Annotated in this window: 17 protein-coding genes; 4 read left to right on the plus strand and 13 right to left on the minus strand. The window is 70.8% G+C overall.

Features of this window, described 5'->3' with window-relative positions; translation table 11 throughout:
* Positions 1 to 60: 60 nt before the first annotated feature.
* Entirely contained in the window at positions 61 to 975 is a 915-nt protein-coding gene (locus DEJ06_RS14280; RefSeq protein WP_017886480.1) for a LysR family transcriptional regulator, read from the minus strand.
* A gap of 72 nt (positions 976 to 1,047) precedes the next feature.
* Between DEJ06_RS14280 and DEJ06_RS14285 the strand changes: the two genes are divergently transcribed.
* A complete protein-coding gene (locus DEJ06_RS14285) occupies positions 1,048 to 2,070 on the plus strand; it encodes an EamA family transporter (RefSeq protein WP_258372527.1) in 1,023 nt (340 codons plus the stop codon).
* Here the strand turns inward: DEJ06_RS14285 and DEJ06_RS14290 are convergent.
* Together DEJ06_RS14290 and DEJ06_RS14295 are read right to left on the minus strand one after the other, a co-directional pair.
* On the minus strand, positions 2,039 to 3,016 hold the full coding sequence (locus DEJ06_RS14290) for an epimerase (RefSeq protein ID WP_111039745.1): 978 nt from the start codon (positions 3,014 to 3,016) through the stop codon (positions 2,039 to 2,041). The genes DEJ06_RS14285 and DEJ06_RS14290 overlap by 32 nt on opposite strands.
* A gap of 1 nt (position 3,017) precedes the next feature.
* Positions 3,018 to 3,686, minus strand: a complete 669-nt coding sequence (locus DEJ06_RS14295; RefSeq protein ID WP_111039746.1) for a DUF4166 domain-containing protein — start codon at positions 3,684 to 3,686, stop codon at positions 3,018 to 3,020.
* 47 nt (positions 3,687 to 3,733) lie between these two features.
* Here DEJ06_RS14295 and DEJ06_RS14300 point away from each other — a divergent pair, with 47 nt between their 5' ends.
* Positions 3,734 to 4,648 carry a cation diffusion facilitator family transporter gene (locus DEJ06_RS14300; RefSeq protein WP_111030904.1) on the plus strand — a complete coding sequence of 305 codons (915 nt, stop codon included), beginning with the start codon at positions 3,734 to 3,736 and terminating at the stop codon, positions 4,646 to 4,648.
* 110 nt (positions 4,649 to 4,758) lie between these two features.
* On the opposite strand, the gene DEJ06_RS14305 is transcribed toward DEJ06_RS14300, so the two are convergent.
* Both DEJ06_RS14305 and DEJ06_RS14310 read right to left on the minus strand, forming a co-directional pair.
* Positions 4,759 to 5,364: a hypothetical protein gene (locus DEJ06_RS14305; RefSeq protein WP_111039747.1), complete on the minus strand. Its 606-nt coding sequence runs from the start codon at positions 5,362 to 5,364 to the stop codon at positions 4,759 to 4,761.
* Between the two features lie 120 nt (positions 5,365 to 5,484).
* Positions 5,485 to 6,774 carry an MFS transporter gene (locus tag DEJ06_RS14310; RefSeq protein ID WP_111039748.1) on the minus strand — a complete coding sequence of 430 codons (1,290 nt, stop codon included), beginning with the start codon at positions 6,772 to 6,774 and terminating at the stop codon, positions 5,485 to 5,487.
* Positions 6,775 to 6,855: 81 nt separating this feature from the next.
* Here DEJ06_RS14310 and DEJ06_RS14315 point away from each other — a divergent pair, with 81 nt between their 5' ends.
* A complete protein-coding gene (locus DEJ06_RS14315; protein ID WP_181436883.1) occupies positions 6,856 to 7,734 on the plus strand; it encodes a LysR family transcriptional regulator in 879 nt (292 codons plus the stop codon).
* 72 nt (positions 7,735 to 7,806) lie between these two features.
* Here the strand turns inward: DEJ06_RS14315 and DEJ06_RS14320 are convergent, their stop codons facing one another.
* The 8 genes from DEJ06_RS14320 to DEJ06_RS14355 form a co-directional block, all read right to left on the minus strand.
* Complete coding sequence (locus tag DEJ06_RS14320) at positions 7,807 to 8,583, minus strand: hypothetical protein (protein ID WP_146237731.1); 777 nt, start codon at positions 8,581 to 8,583, stop codon at positions 7,807 to 7,809.
* The gene (locus DEJ06_RS14325) at positions 8,573 to 9,112 is read right to left on the minus strand and encodes an RNA polymerase sigma factor (RefSeq protein ID WP_017886488.1); all 540 of its coding nucleotides are present in this window, start codon (positions 9,110 to 9,112) and stop codon (positions 8,573 to 8,575) included. Before DEJ06_RS14325 ends, DEJ06_RS14320 begins: the two co-directional genes overlap by 11 nt.
* A gap of 243 nt (positions 9,113 to 9,355) precedes the next feature.
* A complete protein-coding gene (locus DEJ06_RS18715; protein ID WP_111039750.1) occupies positions 9,356 to 10,069 on the minus strand; it encodes an HNH endonuclease in 714 nt (237 codons plus the stop codon).
* Positions 10,066 to 11,301, minus strand: coding sequence for an AAA family ATPase (locus tag DEJ06_RS14335; RefSeq protein ID WP_111039751.1), 1,236 nt, complete (start codon positions 11,299 to 11,301; stop codon positions 10,066 to 10,068). Before DEJ06_RS14335 ends, DEJ06_RS18715 begins: the two co-directional genes overlap by 4 nt.
* Before the next feature lie 419 nt (positions 11,302 to 11,720).
* A complete protein-coding gene (locus DEJ06_RS14340; protein ID WP_111032976.1) occupies positions 11,721 to 11,984 on the minus strand; it encodes a hypothetical protein in 264 nt (87 codons plus the stop codon).
* The gene (locus DEJ06_RS14345) at positions 11,981 to 12,640 is read right to left on the minus strand and encodes a DUF308 domain-containing protein (RefSeq protein WP_228513510.1); all 660 of its coding nucleotides are present in this window, start codon (positions 12,638 to 12,640) and stop codon (positions 11,981 to 11,983) included. Before DEJ06_RS14345 ends, DEJ06_RS14340 begins: the two co-directional genes overlap by 4 nt.
* A gap of 143 nt (positions 12,641 to 12,783) precedes the next feature.
* Positions 12,784 to 14,799, minus strand: coding sequence for a DUF11 domain-containing protein (locus DEJ06_RS14350; RefSeq protein WP_111039752.1), 2,016 nt, complete (start codon positions 14,797 to 14,799; stop codon positions 12,784 to 12,786).
* A gap of 109 nt (positions 14,800 to 14,908) precedes the next feature.
* Positions 14,909 to 16,555, minus strand: coding sequence for a glycoside hydrolase family 13 protein (locus tag DEJ06_RS14355; RefSeq protein WP_111039753.1), 1,647 nt, complete (start codon positions 16,553 to 16,555; stop codon positions 14,909 to 14,911).
* Between the two features lie 106 nt (positions 16,556 to 16,661).
* Between DEJ06_RS14355 and DEJ06_RS14360 the strand changes: the two genes are divergently transcribed.
* On the plus strand, positions 16,662 to 17,228 hold the full coding sequence (locus DEJ06_RS14360) for an NADPH-dependent FMN reductase (protein ID WP_027464982.1): 567 nt from the start codon (positions 16,662 to 16,664) through the stop codon (positions 17,226 to 17,228).
* Positions 17,229 to 17,290 lie beyond the last annotated feature (62 nt).

The raw sequence follows: 17,290 nt of genomic DNA on the forward strand, positions 1-17,290 counted from the left end.
CAGGTGCGCTGACAGGCGGCCTGGAGGCACGGCGTGCGTCCGGCGGTGGGCGCCACCGTCTCAGGTGGTGACGTCCAGGGCCACGGCGACCAGCGCCTCCAGGACGGTGCGCACCACGGGACGGACGGCACGGTCGGGGCGGACCAGTGCCTCGATGCGGCGTCCGGCACGGACGTCGGCGAGTTCCGCCAGGTGGAAGCGCCCGGCGGCCCGCGTCCCCGACGTGTACCGCGGGACGAGTGCGATGCCGTGGCCGCCCGCCACCAGGTTCTCGATGACCGGCAGGTGGATCGTCCGGAACGCGACACTCGGCGGGGTGTCCGTCGCCGCAGCCATCGCGTGCAGCACCCGGTCGATCGGGTAGCCCTCCGGCACGCCGATCCAGCGTTCCCCGACGACCTCGTCGATGCCCACGCGTGCGCGGCCGGCCAGGGCGTGCCCGGGCGGCAGGGCCACGTCGAGGGGTTCGCGGAGCAGCGGCACGGTGTCGACCGATCCCTGGTCCGCCGGGCGGACGCCGTCCGACCGGTGCCCGACGACCACGTCGTGGTCGGCCGCGAGCGGTGCGAACTCCCCCTCGCTGACGTCCACGTCGACCAGGGTCAGCGCGATGCCCGGGTGCGCCTGCATCCGGGTGAGCACGCCGGGCAGCAGCAGTTCCGCCGCCGACGGGAAGATCGCCAGCGACACCGGTCCGGTCGTGCCGCCGAGGTGCTCCTGCCAGGCGGCGTCCACCCGCGCGATGGCGGTCGCGACCCCGGAGGCCAGGCCCGCGAGCACTTCGCCGTGCGGGGTCAGCCGGACCCCGCGCCCGACGCGTTCGACCAGCGGGACGCCGACCTGCCGCTGCAGCGTCTGCAGCTGCTGGGAGACGGCGCTCGGTGTGCGGTGGGTGGCCTCGGCGACGGCTGTGACGCTGCCGCGCTCGGCGAGCTCCCGCAGGACCGCCAGCAGCTGCACGTCGAAGTCGACCATGCAGGGACCCTACATCGTCGTTCGTGAAGGTTTCGATGGACCTACAACGTGCGGGCCGGGACGATGGGGAGCATGACCACCCGAGACCGCCTCCTCGCCGTCGTCGTCGCCGTGGTCTGGGGACTGAACTTCCCCGCGACGGCACTCGCGCTCGAGCACTTCCCACCGTTCCTGCTCGCAGCGCTGCGGTTCACGATCCTGGCGGTCCCGACGCTGCTGTTCGTGCCGCGGCCGCGGATCCCGTTCGGGCGGCTGCTGCTCGTCGGTCTCGGGCTCGGCGTGCTGCAGTTCTCGTTCCTCTACCTCAGCATGGCGTCCGGCATGCCGTCAGGGCTGGCCTCGCTCGTGCTGCAGGCCTCCGCGCCGTTCACGGTGGTGCTGGCCGGGGTGTTCCTGCGCGAGCGGCTGACCGGCCGGCAGGTCGTCGGGGTCACCGTCGCCGTGGCCGCCCTCGCCGCGATCGCCCTGCACCGTTCCCAGACCGCTGCGCTGCTGCCCGTCGTGCTCGCACTGTGCGGTGCGCTCGGGTGGGCGATCGGCAACGTCGCGACCCGGCGGGCCGGGGCCGCGAACCCGCTGCACCTGACCCTGTGGTGGTCCGTCGTGCCGCCGGTCCCGATGGTCGTGCTGTCGCTCGTGGTCGAGGGTCCGGACCGCATCGGCACCGCACTCGGTTCGGCGTTCACGGCGGCCGCGCTGCCCGCCGACCTCGGCCTGCTCTACATCGTGGTCGTCGCCACCCTGGTGGGCTACGGCATCTGGTCGCGGCTGCTGGCGGCCTACCCCTCGAGCACGGTCGCGCCGTTCTCGATGCTCGTGCCCGTGGTCGGGGTGCTCGCGTCGTGGGCGGCCTTCGGCGAGGTGCCCGACCTGGTCGAGGTGCTCGCCGGCGCGGTCGTCGTGGCCGCCGTGCTGTGGTCGTCGCGACCGGCGCGGGACCACGGGCCGCGACCGGCCCCCGTCGACGAGGTCGCACGACGCGCCGCTGCCGTGTCGCCGAGGTCGCACGACGTGCCGCACGGACCGCTCGCGAGCGGCAGTCCGCGCGACCTCGACCCGGCGCTCAGCCCCGGTGCTGGCGACGCTCCGCGATGATCCCGGCGAGCGCCCCGCGCAGGTGCGGGTACCGGAACTCGTAGCCGGCCTGGGTCAACCGGGTCGGCACCACCCACCGGCTCTTCAGCACGAGTTCGGTCTCGGTGCGGATCGCGAACGACCCGAGCTCGAGCATCCACCGCCAGGTCGGCACGCCCAACCGGCGCCCGACGGCGTCGCGGAGGGTCGCCATCACGGTGCGGTTGTCGGACGGGTTCGGGCTCGAGATGTTCACCGGCCCCTCGATCTCCGGGTGGTCGCGGAGGAACCGGATCGACCCGAGGACGTCGGCGATGTGCACCCAGCTGAAGCGCTGCCGACCGTGCGTGGGCCGGTGGTGGTGGTACGTGCCGGCGCGGAGCCGGGAGCGCGTCGGCACCCACGGCCCGTCGTACTGCGGCCCGCCGAGGCCGGCCTGCGCGAGCCGGAGGAGCGGCAGCAGGGCGCTGCCGTCGCCGAACACGATCGCCATCCGGAGCGCCACGCGACGGGTGCCGGGCAGGTCGGCGCCGAAGAAGGCGTCCTCCCACGCGCGGGCGACGGAGACCGAGAACCCCTCGCCGATCTCCCCCGTCGCTTCGTCCTGTGGTCGGTCGTCGGCGTGCCGGTAGATCGTCGCGGTCGAGGCGTTCATCCACAGCGGCGTCGGGTGCTCGGACGTGCGGATGGCCTCGGCGAGCTCGAGCGTGGTGTCCACCCGCGAGCGCATGATCTCCGCGCGGTTGCGTCGGCCGTAGCGGCAGTTGACGCTCTTGCCCGCCATGTTCACGACCATGGCGGCGCCGTCGACGAGTTCCCGGATGCGCATGGTGTTGCCCCACACGGCGTCGCCGGTCCGGCCGATGGTGACGACCCGGTACCCCTCTTCCGTGAAGGCGTCCCGCAGGTACCGCCCCACGAAGCCGCTCGCTCCCGCGATCACGACGCGGCCCTTCTGGTCGCTCATCTCATCCCCGTTCTGTGTCCGGCGCGATCTCGTACCGGAACGCCCCCTCGTACCGGTACAGCGTGCCGAGCACCGGTGCCGAGAGCACCAGGGACACGCGCTGGAGGTCCGCTTCGTCATCGAATCGTTCCATCAGCGTCACACGCGGGCTCAGGGCGACCGGGAGGCGCAGATCGCGTCCCAGCGCACGGAACGTCACGCGCATGGAGACCAGGCGCAGGGCGCCCGCGTCCGGGCCGTCAGCGTCGACCTGCGCCCGGAGCCGGGCGCTGACGCGCCCGTGGCGACCCAGGTGGTCGACCAGGCCGTCCGGTTCGGCGGTGATGGCGTCCACCATCGTGCGGCTCCCGGAGCGGAACCGGAAGGTGCGGTGCGCGCGGACGGCGACCCGGGCCTCCAGGCTGACCCCTGACCCGCGGCGGACGCGAGCCGGCCGGTTCTCGACCGTGAACGGGACGTCCCGCTCCCAGACCGGGAACATGACGGAATCGCGGGCGAACACCGCGAGCACCGGCCAGAGCCACCGACGTGGGGTGCCGACGACGTCGAAGACGCCCTCGCCGCGGCCGACGTGCCCGGGCGGAACGGGGCCGAAGTACGTGCGGAGCCGCGGGTGCAGCCGAGCCAGCACGTCCGGCGGCGTGGACAGCTCGTAGGGCGACCGGCTCACGGTTCGATCCTGGCATGTCGTCAGTGCGGATCCCTACGATGTCGCACATGGGACACGACCACGGGCACGGCGTCGGGCACGCCTCGGAGCGCGCCCTGCTCATCGCGTTCTGCATCTCGGCGGGCATCCTGCTCGCCGAGGTCGTGGGCGCCGTGGTCACGGGTTCGCTCGCGCTGCTCGTCGATGCCGGGCACATGGTCGTCGACACCGGCGGACTCGGCATCGGGCTCGTCGCGACGCGGCTCGCCCGCCGGTCCCCGACTGCACAGCGCACCTGGGGCTTCCAGCGGGCCGAGGTCCTCGGGGCCACCGCGCAGGCCGCGATCCTGCTCGCCGTCGGGGTCTACGTGATCATCTCGGCGGTGCAGCGGCTGTTCGTGCCGGAGGAGATCCACTCCGGGCCGCTGCTCGTCTTCGGCATCGTCGGACTCGTCGGCAACCTGGTGGCCTACGCGGTGCTGCTGCGGGCCTCGGGCGAGGGGTTCACGTCGCGCGCCGCCCGGCTCGAGGTCCTCAACGACACCCTCGGGTCAGTCGCCGTCATCATCGCCGCGGTCGTGCTCATGCTGACCGGGTGGGAGCGGGCGGACTCCGTCGCCGCGATCCTGATCGGCCTGCTCATCCTGCCGCGAGCGATCCGGCTGCTGCGCGAGACCGCGAACGTGCTGCTCGAGTCGACGCCGCCGGGGCTCGACCTCGACGACGTGCGTGGTCACATCCTCGAACTCGACCACGTCATCGCGGTGCACGACCTGCACGCCACGCTCGTCGCGACCGGGGTGCCGAACCTGACCGCGCACGTGGTCGTCGACGACCACTGCTTCTCGACGGCGCACGCCCCGGCGATCCTCGACGAGCTGCAGCGGTGCGTGGCGGAGCACTTCGACGTGCCGGTGGAGCACTCGACGTTCCAGTTGGAGCCGGTGTCGCACCGGCGGCACGAGTACGAGGTGCACGCGTAGGGTCCGCGCTCGGGCGTGCGGGTCTAGGTCGGGGTCGCTTCGGCTTCGCGACGATCCACCAGGTGATCGACGCGTGGTCTGTCGCACAACGGGTGTCCGCAGGTGCCGCGTCAGCAGTCGTCGGTGCGCGTGGGGTACGCCGTGATCACCCGGTCGGTGGTGGCCGAGACGATCACCTTCACCCAGGGCTCGTCGTCGGGGCGTGAACCGTCGTCGAACCGGACGGGTGCGGCGTAGCAGACCTTGCCGTCGCCGGCGTCGAGCGGGAACCCGGGGCGCGGGTCCTCGAGCGCCGTCTGCACCGCGGTGAGCATGGCGTCGTCCCAGTCGCGCGAGCCGTGCCCGGTGACGACGTCCTGCCAGTCGGCGGTGTGCCGCACCCGGATGTGCTCGTAGCCCTGGGCAGCGGTGCCGCACTGCAGGGTGACGCGGCCCAGGGCCTCGGTCTCGTACTGCGCGACGGCCGCCTGGGTCGTGGTGTCGCATCGGCCGAGCGCGGTGCTGCCGGGCATGTCCGGCCCGGTGCGGGTGATCGTGACGGTGCCGTCACCGGCGGCCGTCGGCGCGTCGCTCGGCGTCCGTGAGGCCGAGCCGGCACCGATGGTCGGGTCGTCCGCGCCCTGCCGTGCCGTCAGGAACAACCCGCCGGCGAGGAGACCGGCGGCCACCACGGCCGCGACGCCGGTGATCACGGGACGGTTGCGGTTCCGGGGCACGCGCCCAGTATGCCGGGAGTTCGACCGCACGACGGAACCAGGCTCCGGACACCGCACTGCGCGATCGCGTGGTGCGGTGTCCGGAACCTGGTTCCGGGCGGACGGGAGGCCCGCCACACGTCAGGCGCGCGCGGCCAGCCGGGTGCCGGCGACGACGGCCAGGACGGCGACGAGCACCACGTACCCGATCAGGACGGGGAGCGTCGGGATCACCAGCAGCGCCGCCCCGACGGCCACGACCGGCACGGTGAGCCCGGCGTACGCGATGAGGAACGTGGCGGCGAGCACGCCGCCCCGGCGCTCCGGGCCGACCAGTGCTGCGGCGCTGCCGATCGCGGCGCGGAACAGCAGGCCGACGCCGGCTCCCGCGACGACCCCGCCGCCGATGAACCCGGCGACCTGCAGCAGGACCGCGGCGACGGCGAGGACGACCAGGCCGACGACCAGGAGCACCATGCCGAGGCGGATCTGCGCACGCTGCGACAGTCGGGCGAAGACGATCTGCGACAGCGCGCTCGCGGCGAAGACCCCGAAGGTCGTGGCACCGGCGGCCAGGCGGTCGGTGACGTGGAACGTGGTGCCGAGGAAGCTCGGCGCGACCGAGGTGAAGAGGCCCTGCACGGCGAGCGCGGCGAACGCGGCTGCGCCGGCGGCCCAGAACGCGGCCCCCTGCCCCTCCGGCGCCTGCATGCGCTGTGGGCGGTAGGCCACGGGCTGCTCGGGACGGTCGACCGTCTCCGGTGCGGCGAGCACCAGGACGAACGCGACGGCCAGCGCGATCACGAACACCACGTACGGGACCATGAGCGGCTGCCCGACGAACTCGGCGAGTGCACCGCCGACCAGGGCGCCGAGCGACAGCCCACCGAGGTTCACGGCTCCCGCGGCGACGCTCGCGCCCTTCGCGGAGTCGCTCGACCCGGTGGCACGGACCCGGAGCTCACCGAGGTGTGCCGTCGCGGTCGCCGTCAGCGTCCCGACGCCGAGGCCGGTCACGAGCCGGGCGACGACGAGGCCGGTGACGTCGTTCCAGAGCAGGAACAGCACGGCGGCGACGAGTTCGAGGGCGATCGACACCAGGATGAGCGGACGGCGTCCGTGCACGTCGCTGAGGTGCCCCGCCAGGTACAGCGACCCGACGACCCCGACCCCGTACGCCGCGAAGATCACCGTCGTGGTGAAGGTCGGGAAGCCGTCGCGGGCCTGGTAGATGACGTAGAGGGGTGCGGGGACGGTCGCGAAGGCCATCACCGTGAGGAACGCGAAGGCGACGGCCCAGAAGCCGAAACCGTGGCGCCGACGGCTGTGGACACGGCGTCCGCGCGGGGCGACGACACGGTCGCTCGCGGATGCGGGAGCGGCGGTGGTGGCGGGGACGGTGCCCGTCGGGGTGTCGGTGACGGTTGACATGCTCCGATGATCGCGCTCGCGGTGCATCGAGTCCAACGGATGCGCTTGATGTGCACGATCGATCTGTTCGATACTCGGACGATGGAGACCCGACTGCTCGAACAGTTCGTCACCGTCGCCGCCGAGGGCAGCGTCACCCGGGCGGCGGAACGGCTCTGGGCCGCGCAGTCCACGGTGTCCGCGGGCATCGCCTCGCTCGAGCGCAGCTTCGGCGTGCGGCTCTTCGACCGCACCGGACGACAGCTCGTGCTGACCCCCGCCGGCGAGGGCCTGCTCCCCCACGCCCGCGCGGTGCTCGAGTCCCTCGACCGGATGCGCGACCTGGCCACCGCCGACGACGCCGACCTGCGGGGCCGGGTGCGGCTCGGCATCTTCACGAGCATGGACATCGTCGACCTGACGGGCGTGCTGCAGCGGTTCCGACGACAGCACCCGCTCGTCGCCGTGGAGCTGATGACCTCACCGTCGGGGACGACCGGCCTCGTGCAGGACCTGGTCGCCGGGCGGCTCGACATCGCCTACACGGGCCTGCCCACCGTGCCCGCCGGCGTCGTCGTGGAGCCGCTGCGGGAGATGCCGTTCCGGGTGTTCACCGCGGCGGACCACCCGCTCGCCGGTCGGTCGTCGGTGTCGCTCGCCGAACTCGCCGACGAACCGTTCGTCGACACGGCGCACGGGTTCGGCAACCGGATCATCCTCGACGGGGCACTCGAGCGGCTCGGCATCCGTCGGCGCATCGTCGCGGAGATGAACGACATGCCCGCCGTGATCCGGTTCGCCTCCGCCGGGCTCGGCGTCGGGGTCGTGCCGGACTCGGGGGTGCGGTACGACGGGGCGGTGCTCGACCTGGAGGACGAGGTCGACCCGCTCCGCATCGGCCTGGCGGTCCGGACGTCCCCGGAGCCGAGCCGCGCGGTCCGGACGCTGGCGCGCGACATCGTGGCGGCGCGGGTGGGGTGAGGCGGGGCGGTGGGGTCGGCCCCACCGACGGACTGGAGGCACGGGTCGAGTCCGCCACGTGCCTCCAGGCCGTCAGTCCCCCCAGAACGTCGCGATGAGGGCGGGCAGGAGCCCGTCGGTCGGGACGTTGGTCTGTTCGATGGTGATCCAGGTGTCACCGCGGGCGAAGTACGTGTAGGCCTTCTCGACGCCGTACGGCTCGACGATCCCGCGGGACTGGCAGAAGGTTCCGCCGTCACGCTCCGTGCAGGTCCCGCCGCCGTCGTACGCGGGGAACTCCTCGATCTCCCGCTGGATGGTCGCCTCGGTGGCGGTCCCGGCCCGGACCTCGATCCCGGACACGTCCGCGCGCGGGTCACGCCACGAGCAGGAGACCTTCGACTGGGTGCCCTCCGGGTCCTGACCGTCCGGCACTCGATCGGTACCCGACGGTGGGTCGGCCTGCGTCAGCGGGGTGTCACCGAAGAAGCGGTCGTAGTCCTCGGCGGGGACGAGCGCGCGACAGTCCGTGGGGATGGTCGCCGCTGCGGGGGTCGGTGTCGACGTCGGGGTGGGCTTCGGGACCGGGGCACCCGTGATCGGGGCGGAGCTCGGCGTTGTGGAGGACGGCGCGGGCTCGGGCTGCTGGGTCTGGGTGGGAGCGGCGACCGGGTCGGCGTTCTGCTGCGACAGGGTCAGGGCGACCGCACCGGTCGCGGTGCCGACGGCGAGCAGCGCGACGACACCGATGACGATCCCGGACCGGCCCCGACGACGCTTCGGGAGCGGGGTGGCACGTTCGAGGACGTTCTGCTTCATCGAGACGAGCATGCGCTGCAGGTCGTCTCCCTGCGGAGGCTCAGTGTTCATCGTGCATCACCACCTTCTTGAGTCGTCGACGGTTGCGGGACACCCGCTGGGTGACCGCGCCGACCGTGAGTCCGAGGAGTTCGGCGGCCTCGGCGTACGAGTGCCCCTCGAGCAGGCAGAGCTCGCAGATGCGGCGGTCGAGGTCCGGGAGCGCGGCGATCTCGGCGCGGACCCAGCGCAGGGTCTCGCGGGCCTCGTCGTGGTCGGCGGGCGAGGCGAGGTGCTCCGGGAGCTCGTCCGTGCGGCGCCGGGCCTGCTTGCGGCCGGTGTTGAAGGCGTGGTTGCGGCACACGACGAGCAGCCACGGCAGCACCGTGTCCGCCGGCAGCTCCAGGGTCGCGGCGCGCTGCCAGAGCGTCAGGAACGCGTCCTGCACGATCTCCTCGACGTCGGACCGGTCGTCGACGAGCGCCCACGCGTAGCGGGTGAGGGTGGCGGCGTACCGGTCGAACGCCCGGGCGAGCGCGCCGGTGTCCCCTTGTGCCATCGCACGGACGAGTCCTTCGTCCGTGTCGGTGCCGGTCGTCACGTCCACATCCCACCTCCTTCACTCAGAGGTGTCGGCAGGACCCGCGATCCTGACAGGACCGTGGCGGATTCGTGATCTCGGGCGTGTCGACTCGCCCCGCTGCAAGGCTCCTCCGTGTCGGGACACCTGCTGGGACCGGGCAGATAGAGCAGAAGTTTTGGCACCCGACTGTCCGCATCCTAAGTCCAGCATCGACGCTTGACCGGGTTCGCACTGAGAACTAGCGCCTGACGTCCATAACCGCTAAGCGAACGACTTCTTGACTAGCAGGGTCGTCATTGCAGAATACGGTGATTCGACAGCACAGAAACGGGCCAAGTCTTTGACTGATTCTTCCCAGTCCAATCGATTCCCCGAAACTAGTGCCGCTTGCGCCCGATCGATGCATGGCCTAACCACCGCATCTAGGTGAAAGGACAGCTTGTTACTAAGGCGATCACGGTCGAGAGCGAGTACCTCGACCGTCCTTTGACCGCGGTTTGAGCGTCCAACAATTCGCCATCGACCACCTAGGTTCTGAAGATCGAAGTGTGGCTCAGGATCTTCCACCGTCGGATCTACTATTGCCGGCCGCTCGGACAACATCGGCGGGAATTGCCTCGGCGACAGTCGCTCACCGCCGGGCAAGAGCGGCCACTTAGCACGCTTTTTGTTGTTGCAGGATCTACAAGCGGCTAGGAGATTACTGAGCTCGAAAGCCAGCCACCAGTACCTCCTTGCACCCTTAGGTCGAATATGGTCGACTTCGACACAAACATCATCGAAAGGCGACTCGCACCAACCGCACTTGTCGAACTGTGCCTTCTCAAGCCCTGCACGAACGGACTTCCACGCCTCCGACGCCGGACGGAGATTCACGTAGAGAGCTCCTTCGGCATCGTCCATCGACGCCAAATCTGCTTGCGCCGCCAAAAGCTTTCGGGTCGGGGCAAGTCCAGTGCGGCTAAGCCTGATCATCGGTCGAGAAGTTCATTCCGGTCACTCCAGGCATTCTCGAGTATTCCGGCAATCTCGGGGTTGGGCGTCTTACCCTGAGCGATCGCGTGAGCATACGCACGCTCTCGTCGGATATAGGCGTCACTCGACGCGCGGGGTACGCCGAACACCGCGTCATAGATCTCATCCGCGTCGAGGGCCTGGAGCCGCTCGTCCAGAGAATCTACCTGAACGTCACCCCCGTCGTCGCTAACAGTCAGCAGTTGCACCTCACCGGGTTCAGCACTGCCAACTACTAGTGGCGAGTGCGTGGTGATTACGAACTGAACGTATGGAAAAATCTCCCGCAGAAGTGGCATAACGCTCCGCTGCCAACGAGGGTGCAAATGCGCCTCAAGTTCATCGATGAGAACCACTGCACGAAGGGAAGCGGGATCGGGGACAGCTTCTTTGTGAAGAGCCGCCTGAGTGAGGATTTCTAAGACGATTGTCAACATCGCCTGATAGCCATCACTCAGATCCTGAACCGCGACCTTTGCTTGGTATGCGGTCCCGTATCGGAGCCCGAAGCGCTCCTGCTCGAGAAGCTGAGCGTTTGTCGTGACGCCGCCGTTCCCGCGAAGCTCAAAAGCGTCGACGAGTGGGAACAATCTTTCGTTGGAATCCCGCAACTTGTGGACGATAACGTCACGCACAACGCCGGCAAATTCCCTCCGCTGCCCCTTTGTTGTGAGCTGCGCGAATGCGTCATGCGCAAGCAAGGGCAGATTTGGGTCGAATAGTCCGCGCACCCTCTCGACTTCGAAGTTACTGGTCTCCGGGAGCTCCCCCGGCTTGGCAATTCGACGTCTTGCCGAGAACGCCATAACCAGCGGGAGTTCGGTCGTACTCGAACGCACGTCCGACTGCTCGACATACGAGCCGCGGCTATTCTTTACGGTCTTCCGGAAGGTTTCATCGTTATCGAGTGTTACCGACATGGAGGCCGCAGTGCCATCCGGTGAACCTTGCCTCACCATGACCCACGGAGTGCTATTCAAAGCCGTCAATGGCCTCGGGTCGAGCAAAGCAAATACGATCGCCTGAAGGAGGCTCGACTTTCCCGTGCCGTTCTCACCCACCAAGACAGTCCAACCCGTGCCAGGCTTTTCGGCAGCCCGGAGCGAAAGCGCGACTTGATCGAAGCATCGGTAGTGCTCGACTTGTAGTTCCGTCAGCATGGTGACCTTCCCAGAGCTCTGGCTAGCAATCATCGCATGGGTCGCTAGCGCAAGCGCTATGGCTTCTCGCGTCGTAGTCTTGGCAGCAGCGAAGGACCGAGATCGCGTTCCGGCCAGACTATCCTCCAAAGAAGCTCGTCATGGCTTAGTGCAGCTTGTGAATCAGTCGTACCCGTGACGCTCGCTTCCAACGAGCGTGGTAGGACACGATCACAGTCTCGGGAGGCAGCATGCTCTGGACGCCTGGGTCACGGCAACCAACGTTGTCCGTAAGACATGCCCACGCCGCACCCGGATCCGCCCATAGATCGGCGCCGGTTCGCGATCAGTCCGATGCGGCTCCTCGGAGGATCGACCTGCCGAACCGACGCCAAAGAGCTGTTGGGGAGCATAAGTACATTTCCGCAGCAACTCGCTCCAACCTGTGCCGGGACCGGCGGCGCTGGTGTCGCTCAGTGGAACTCGTCGCCGTCGCCCTCGCCCGGCGTCTTGTGCCCGCCGAGCATGTCGTTGTCGTCCTGCTCGCTCGACGAGGCGAGCTGCAGCATCGCGAGCACGACGACGACGACGATGAACGCGACGCCGAGGAAGATCACGGCCAGCTGCAGTTCCCGCGTCGAGAACAGCACGACGAGCCCGGTGAACACCGCGATGATCGCGGAGATCCCGAGGAGCTCGACCGGGCGCAGACGGTCACGACGGCTGGGGGTGGTCATGCGTGTGGTGCTCCGTCCGGGGCGACGGCCGGCGTGGCCGTGCCCCACTTGTGCGAGAGGCCGGCGATCACGTGGAAGACGGCCGTGATGGCGAGGTACGCGCCGAGCAGGCCGACGAGCACGATCGAGGCGTCGAGGGTGCCGGTGACCTGCTCCACGCCACCGAGCTGCTGGGAGTAGTCCGGCGGCGTGACGAGGAAGGCGACCGCGAGCAGCAGCGTGAGGCCGCCGATCGTGGTCCAGTCGCGAGCGAAGGGCGAGCGTCGCCGGGCACGGAGCCCCTGCGACAGCTCGAGGGCCCCGGTCAGCACCGCGAACGCGACGATGACCGTGATGAAGGCCGGCAGCCCGAACCCGTTGCACGCGAAGGCGGCGACGGCCGCGAGCAGGGTGATGACGGCCTGCAGCAGGGTCGTGCGACGCGATCGACCGTCGAGGGGCAGTCGGGAGATCCCGGCGAACAGGAGCACGAGGCCCTCGACCAGGGCGAAGCCGCCGAACAGCAGGAGACCGTAGCCCGCGGCGTGGTTGGTCGAGAAGGTGATCACCATCGCAACGACCGCTGCGGGGACCGCCCGGAGGATCGGGATCGGCCAGTACCGCGCGCGCTGGGTCGCGTCTTCCACGGTGGTGGCGTCGTCCACGGTGTCGGACACGAGACCTCTTTCGGGCATGCGGATCGTGGATCCGATCCTACCGCCGGTGGGGTGGACGCCCGACCGGAGCGGACTCGACCCCCTGTGGACGTCCACACCCGTGCTCCGGGACGACACCGCCGTCCGGTGCCGTCCCGGCGGTGTCAGGGCTGCTGCGGGTCGTCGGACGGCGCGTCCCGACGAGCACGACGCCGGGCGAGCCACCAGCACACGGATCCGGCGGCGGCGGCCAGGGCGGCGAGCGCCGCGGCGAGGCCGAGCCCTTCGGCGCCGGTGTAGGCGAGGGCTCCGACGGGGGCAGCCGCCCGACGGTCGGCTGCGGGGTCACCCGCTCCGCCGTCGTCGTCGACACCGGCGCCGTCACCGTCGTCACCGCCGGAACCGTCACCACCGGCGTCCCCGTCGTCCGGAGCCGGCCCGGTCGTCGGCACGGGGCCGCTCGTCGGCACGGGGCTCGGCGCGGGCCCCTCGTCGTCCGGGCCCACGACGATCGCGACGCCGGTGGACGGGTCGCCGCCGTCCGCGTCGGTCGGCGAGGTCGCCGTCGCCACGTTCACCACGTCGGAGCCGTCCCCCTGGTACGCGGGGTCGAGCTCGGCGCGGATGCGGAAGTCCAGGGTCTCGCCCACCTCGAGCGACACGTCGGAGCTGCAGGTCACCCGCTGTCCCTCGGCAATGCACCCGTCCTCGGAGCCCACGAACCGCATGGCCTGGGGCAGGTCGTCGACCGCCCCGACCTGCTGCGCCACGGACGGCCCCCGGTTCCGGGCCGTCACGAGGTACTCGACCTCGTCACCGGGCCGGACGGTCGACGGCGACACCGACTTGTCGGTCTCGACGTCGGCGGCGATCACCGGTGCCGTCACGGTGGTGGTCGCCCGCGAGGCGTTGTCGGCCTCGTTCGTGTCGGACAACGAGGTCGGCGGGGCGATGGTGGCCACGCTCTCCAGCGCTCCGGACGTGCCCTCGGCCACCCGCCCCTCGATCGTGACGACGGCCGAACCCCCTCGGGGCAACGACAGGTCGGTCGCGACGTCACCGGTGCCCGACCCGGTCGCGCAGGCGGAGCCGTCCGCGGCCGTGCAGGTCCAGGTGACGTCCTCGACGCCGTCGGGCACGTCGACCTGCAGCGGGCTCGGGTCGGCGGCGTTCGGGCCGGGGTTCCGCGCCGTCACGGTGTAGCGGAGCGGTTCGCCCGCCGTCGCGGTCGCGGGCAGGTCGTGCTCGACGGACAGGTCCGCCGGCTTCCAGACCCGGAGCGCGTCGACCTCGTGCTTGTCGACGTGGCTGCCGGTGGCCCCGGCGAACCCGAGGCGCAGCGTGCTCGGCAGCGCGGCCTGCCCGTCGCCGTGCAGCGGGACCGAGTCGAGCACGGTGCGCATGGTCGAGCCGACCTGCAGCCGGACGGAGACCGCGAGCCCGCCGTCGTCGTCGGGCAGCAGGGTGATCCGGACCGTCCGGGGCGTGGATCCGGCCGTCACGGTGCCACCAGGTGCCGCGGCACCGGCGACGTACCGGTAGCCCTCGGTCCCGTTGCCGGAGCCCCGGACCACCACGTGGTCGGGCTGTGCTCCGGGACCGGACCCGTTGATGCGTGACGAGAAGTTGCCGTAGTGGTCGATCGCGACGGCCGCGAAGCCCCCGGGGACGCCCGGCAGGTCACATTCGCGACCGCCGCCCTCGGTCGCTTCCTTCCGGCAGGCGTACCCGAGACCGGCGCCGAAGGACCCGACGCCCTGCGCCGCAGCGCCGTCGGCCAGGTACAGCAGCAGGCCGTCGGCGCCGGGGTCGTCCTTCTCGGTGTGCATCGCGTACGTGAACTCGATCTCGAGCCCGGTGTCGGACGGGAACGTGTCGTTCGTCGACCACGCCCCCGCCTGGTTCCGGATGTCGTCGGTGAGCCGCAGTCGGCCGCCGGACACCGCGGCGTCACCGTGCAGGGCACCGCCGGACGCACTGGAGAACTGGTTGACGTACGGGAAGTCGAGGGCGGCCGCACTCGACCCGGACGGCAGGACCGCGGGTGCCGCGAGCACGCCGAGCGCGGTCAGGGTGGCGCACGCCGCGGCGAGACGGCGGACGACCCGCGAGCGGAACGACCGCCGGTCGAGGGAAGACGCTGGGGCAGGAGCTGGAGCTGATGCAGTGGGATCTGTCATGCCCCGATGCTCGCGACCGGGACGTCACCCCCGGGCGGCGGGGAGACGATCTGTGGAACGCCCCCACGGGCCTCCCGGCTGTGGAGGACGAACGACGCAAGCGGACCGCTCAGGCCAGCCACACCGTCGTCTCACCCGGCAGCAGCCCCGGTGCGACCCCGTCGAGCGGCCCGGACGCGACGACGACGGTCCCGGCCGGCAGGGGCACCGGCGCGGTGCCGAAGTTCGTGACCGAACGCCAGCCGTCGTGCCGCGCGAACGCCACGACCTCGGAGCCGGACTCCAGCCACGTCAGCGCCTCCCCCTGCTGCAGGCGACGGCGGGCGGCCAGCGCCCGGCGGTACAGCGACAGGGTCGACTCGGGATCGCCGTCCTCGGCCTCGACCGAGGACTCCCCGAAGTCCTGCGGCTGCGGCAGGTGCGGTGCGACGTCCCCGAAGCCGAACGACGGTCCGGAGCGCGTCCACGGGATCGGTACGCGGCAGCCGTCCCGGCCCTTGACGGTGTGTCCGGTGCGGAGCCACTTCGGGTCCTGCAGCAGGTCGCGCGGGATCGCGGCGGCCTCGTGCAACCCGAGCTCCTCGCCCTGGTAGACGTACGACGCCCCGGGCAGCGCGAGCATCAGCATCGTCGCCGCTCGGGCCCGACGGAGTCCCTGTGCACGGTCAAGCTCCGGCGTCGTGCCGTCCGTCATGAGCCAGGCGTCGGTGTCGGTGCCGTCCGGCAGGCCGTAGCGGGTGGGGTGCCGCACGACGTCGTGGTTCGACAGCACCCAGGTGCTCGAGGCACCGGACTGCTCCGAGGCGGCCAGGTTCCGCTCGATGATCCGACGGAACGCATCGGGCTCGAACGGGGCCTCGAGCAGGTCGAAGTTGAAGGCCTGCCCGAGCTCCGTCGGCCGGGCGTACAGGACACGGCGGGGTGCCGGGGCCCAGGCCTCGGCGACCGCGGCACGGGGCGGGTCGTACTCGTCGAGCACCCGACGCCAGGTGGCGAAGATCTCGTGCACCTCGTCGCGGTCGTACAGCGGGTCGGAGCCGTCGAGCGGCAGGTCCTGCTCGTTCGACGGCCGGTACGGGGTCGACAGGTCCTTCGCCAGCCCGTGCGCGACGTCCACGCGGAAGCCGTCGACACCGCGATCGGACCAGAAGCGCAGCGTGTCCTCGAAGTCGGCGCGGACCTCGGGGTTCGACCAGTCCAGGTCGGGCTGCTCGGGGGCGAACAGGTGCAGGTACCACTGCCCGTCGGGCACTCGGGTCCACGCGCTGCCACCGAAGTTCGACACCCAGTCGCTCGGCGGCAGTTCCCCGGAGGCGCCCGAGCCCTCACGGAACACGTACCGCGCACGCTCGGCCGACCCCGGCGAGGACGCCAACGCGGCCCGGAACCACTCGTGCTGGTCCGAGGTGTGGTTCGGCACGATGTCGACGATGACCTTGAGGTCGTGCTCGTGGGCGGCCCTGACCAGGGCGTCCAGGTCGTCGAGGGACCCGAGCTTCGGGTCGACGGCGCGGTAGTCGGCGACGTCGTAACCACCGTCGGCGAGCGGCGACGGGAAGAACGGGGAGAGCCACAGGGCATCGACGCCCAGCGATGCCAGGTACGGCACCCGGCTCGTGATGCCCGCGACGTCACCGAGCCCGTCGCCGTCCGTGTCGGCGAAGCTGCGCGGGTAGACCTGGTAGACGACGGCATCGCGCCACCAGGTCGGGTCGGTGGTTCGTGGCGTGCTGGCCGGGGTCCGAAGCGTGGTCACGTCGCCACCGTACCCAGGGTGCTGGGAATAGCGCCCCCTACGATCGCATTGGTTGTCGCTGACACCTTTCCGTCCAGCAACAGCATCCCGCAACAGAAGGAGCTCCATGACGAACGTCCTCGTCCTCGTCGGCAGCCTGCGCGCCGACTCCATCAACCGCAAGCTCGCCGAGGCCGCCGCGCACCACGCGCCGGAGGGCATCGAGCTGCACACCTTCGACGGCATCGTCGACCTGCCGTTCTACAACGAGGACATCGACGGCGACACCCCGCCCGCCGCTGCCGTCGCCTTCCGCGACGCCGTCGCCACCGCGGACGCCGTCCTGCTGATCACCCCCGAGTACAACGGCACCATCCCCGCCGTCCTGAAGAACGCGCTCGACTGGGGTTCGCGTCCGTTCGGCGCCTCGCCGCTGTCCGGCAAGCCCCTCGCCGTGATCGGCTCGGCGTTCGGCCAGTACGGCGGCGTCTGGGCCCACGACGACGCCCGCAAGGCCGCCGGCATCGCTGGCGCGAAGGTCCTGGAGGACGTCAAGGTCGCCATCCCGCAGTCGGTCGTCCGCTTCGCGGAGACTCACCCGCGCGAGGACGCCGAGGTCACGACGCTCGTGCAGGGCGCGCTCACCGCGCTCGCCGAGGCCGCAGCCGGCACGGACGAGCAGGCAGCCGCGTAACGCGACGAACCATCGGACAGGAGGCCCGTGGCGACCCCGCCACGGGCCTCCTGTCCGTCCGG

The sequence above is a fragment of the Curtobacterium sp. MCLR17_051 genome, from assembly GCF_003234395.1.
GTDB lineage: Bacteria > Actinomycetota > Actinomycetes > Actinomycetales > Microbacteriaceae > Curtobacterium > Curtobacterium flaccumfaciens.

Excerpts from the sequence above, each read along its gene's own strand:
- DEJ06_RS14280 (WP_017886480.1), bottom strand. The coding sequence starts at position 975 with ATGGTCGACTTCGACGTGCAGCTGCTGGCGGTCCTGCGGGAGCTCGCC.
- DEJ06_RS14285 (WP_258372527.1), top strand. The coding sequence starts at position 1,048 with ATGACCACCCGAGACCGCCTCCTCGCCGTCGTCGTCGCCGTGGTCTGG.
- DEJ06_RS14290 (WP_111039745.1), bottom strand. The coding sequence starts at position 3,016 with ATGAGCGACCAGAAGGGCCGCGTCGTGATCGCGGGAGCGAGCGGCTTC.
- DEJ06_RS14300 (WP_111030904.1), top strand. The coding sequence starts at position 3,734 with ATGGGACACGACCACGGGCACGGCGTCGGGCACGCCTCGGAGCGCGCC.
- DEJ06_RS14310 (WP_111039748.1), bottom strand. The coding sequence starts at position 6,774 with ATGTCAACCGTCACCGACACCCCGACGGGCACCGTCCCCGCCACCACC.
- DEJ06_RS14315 (WP_181436883.1), top strand. The coding sequence starts at position 6,856 with ATGGAGACCCGACTGCTCGAACAGTTCGTCACCGTCGCCGCCGAGGGC.
- DEJ06_RS14320 (WP_146237731.1), bottom strand. The coding sequence starts at position 8,583 with ATGAACACTGAGCCTCCGCAGGGAGACGACCTGCAGCGCATGCTCGTC.
- DEJ06_RS18715 (WP_111039750.1), bottom strand. The coding sequence starts at position 10,069 with ATGATCAGGCTTAGCCGCACTGGACTTGCCCCGACCCGAAAGCTTTTG.
- DEJ06_RS14335 (WP_111039751.1), bottom strand. The coding sequence starts at position 11,301 with ATGATTGCTAGCCAGAGCTCTGGGAAGGTCACCATGCTGACGGAACTA.
- DEJ06_RS14340 (WP_111032976.1), bottom strand. The coding sequence starts at position 11,984 with ATGACCACCCCCAGCCGTCGTGACCGTCTGCGCCCGGTCGAGCTCCTC.
- DEJ06_RS14350 (WP_111039752.1), bottom strand. The coding sequence starts at position 14,799 with ATGACAGATCCCACTGCATCAGCTCCAGCTCCTGCCCCAGCGTCTTCC.
- DEJ06_RS14360 (WP_027464982.1), top strand. The coding sequence starts at position 16,662 with ATGACGAACGTCCTCGTCCTCGTCGGCAGCCTGCGCGCCGACTCCATC.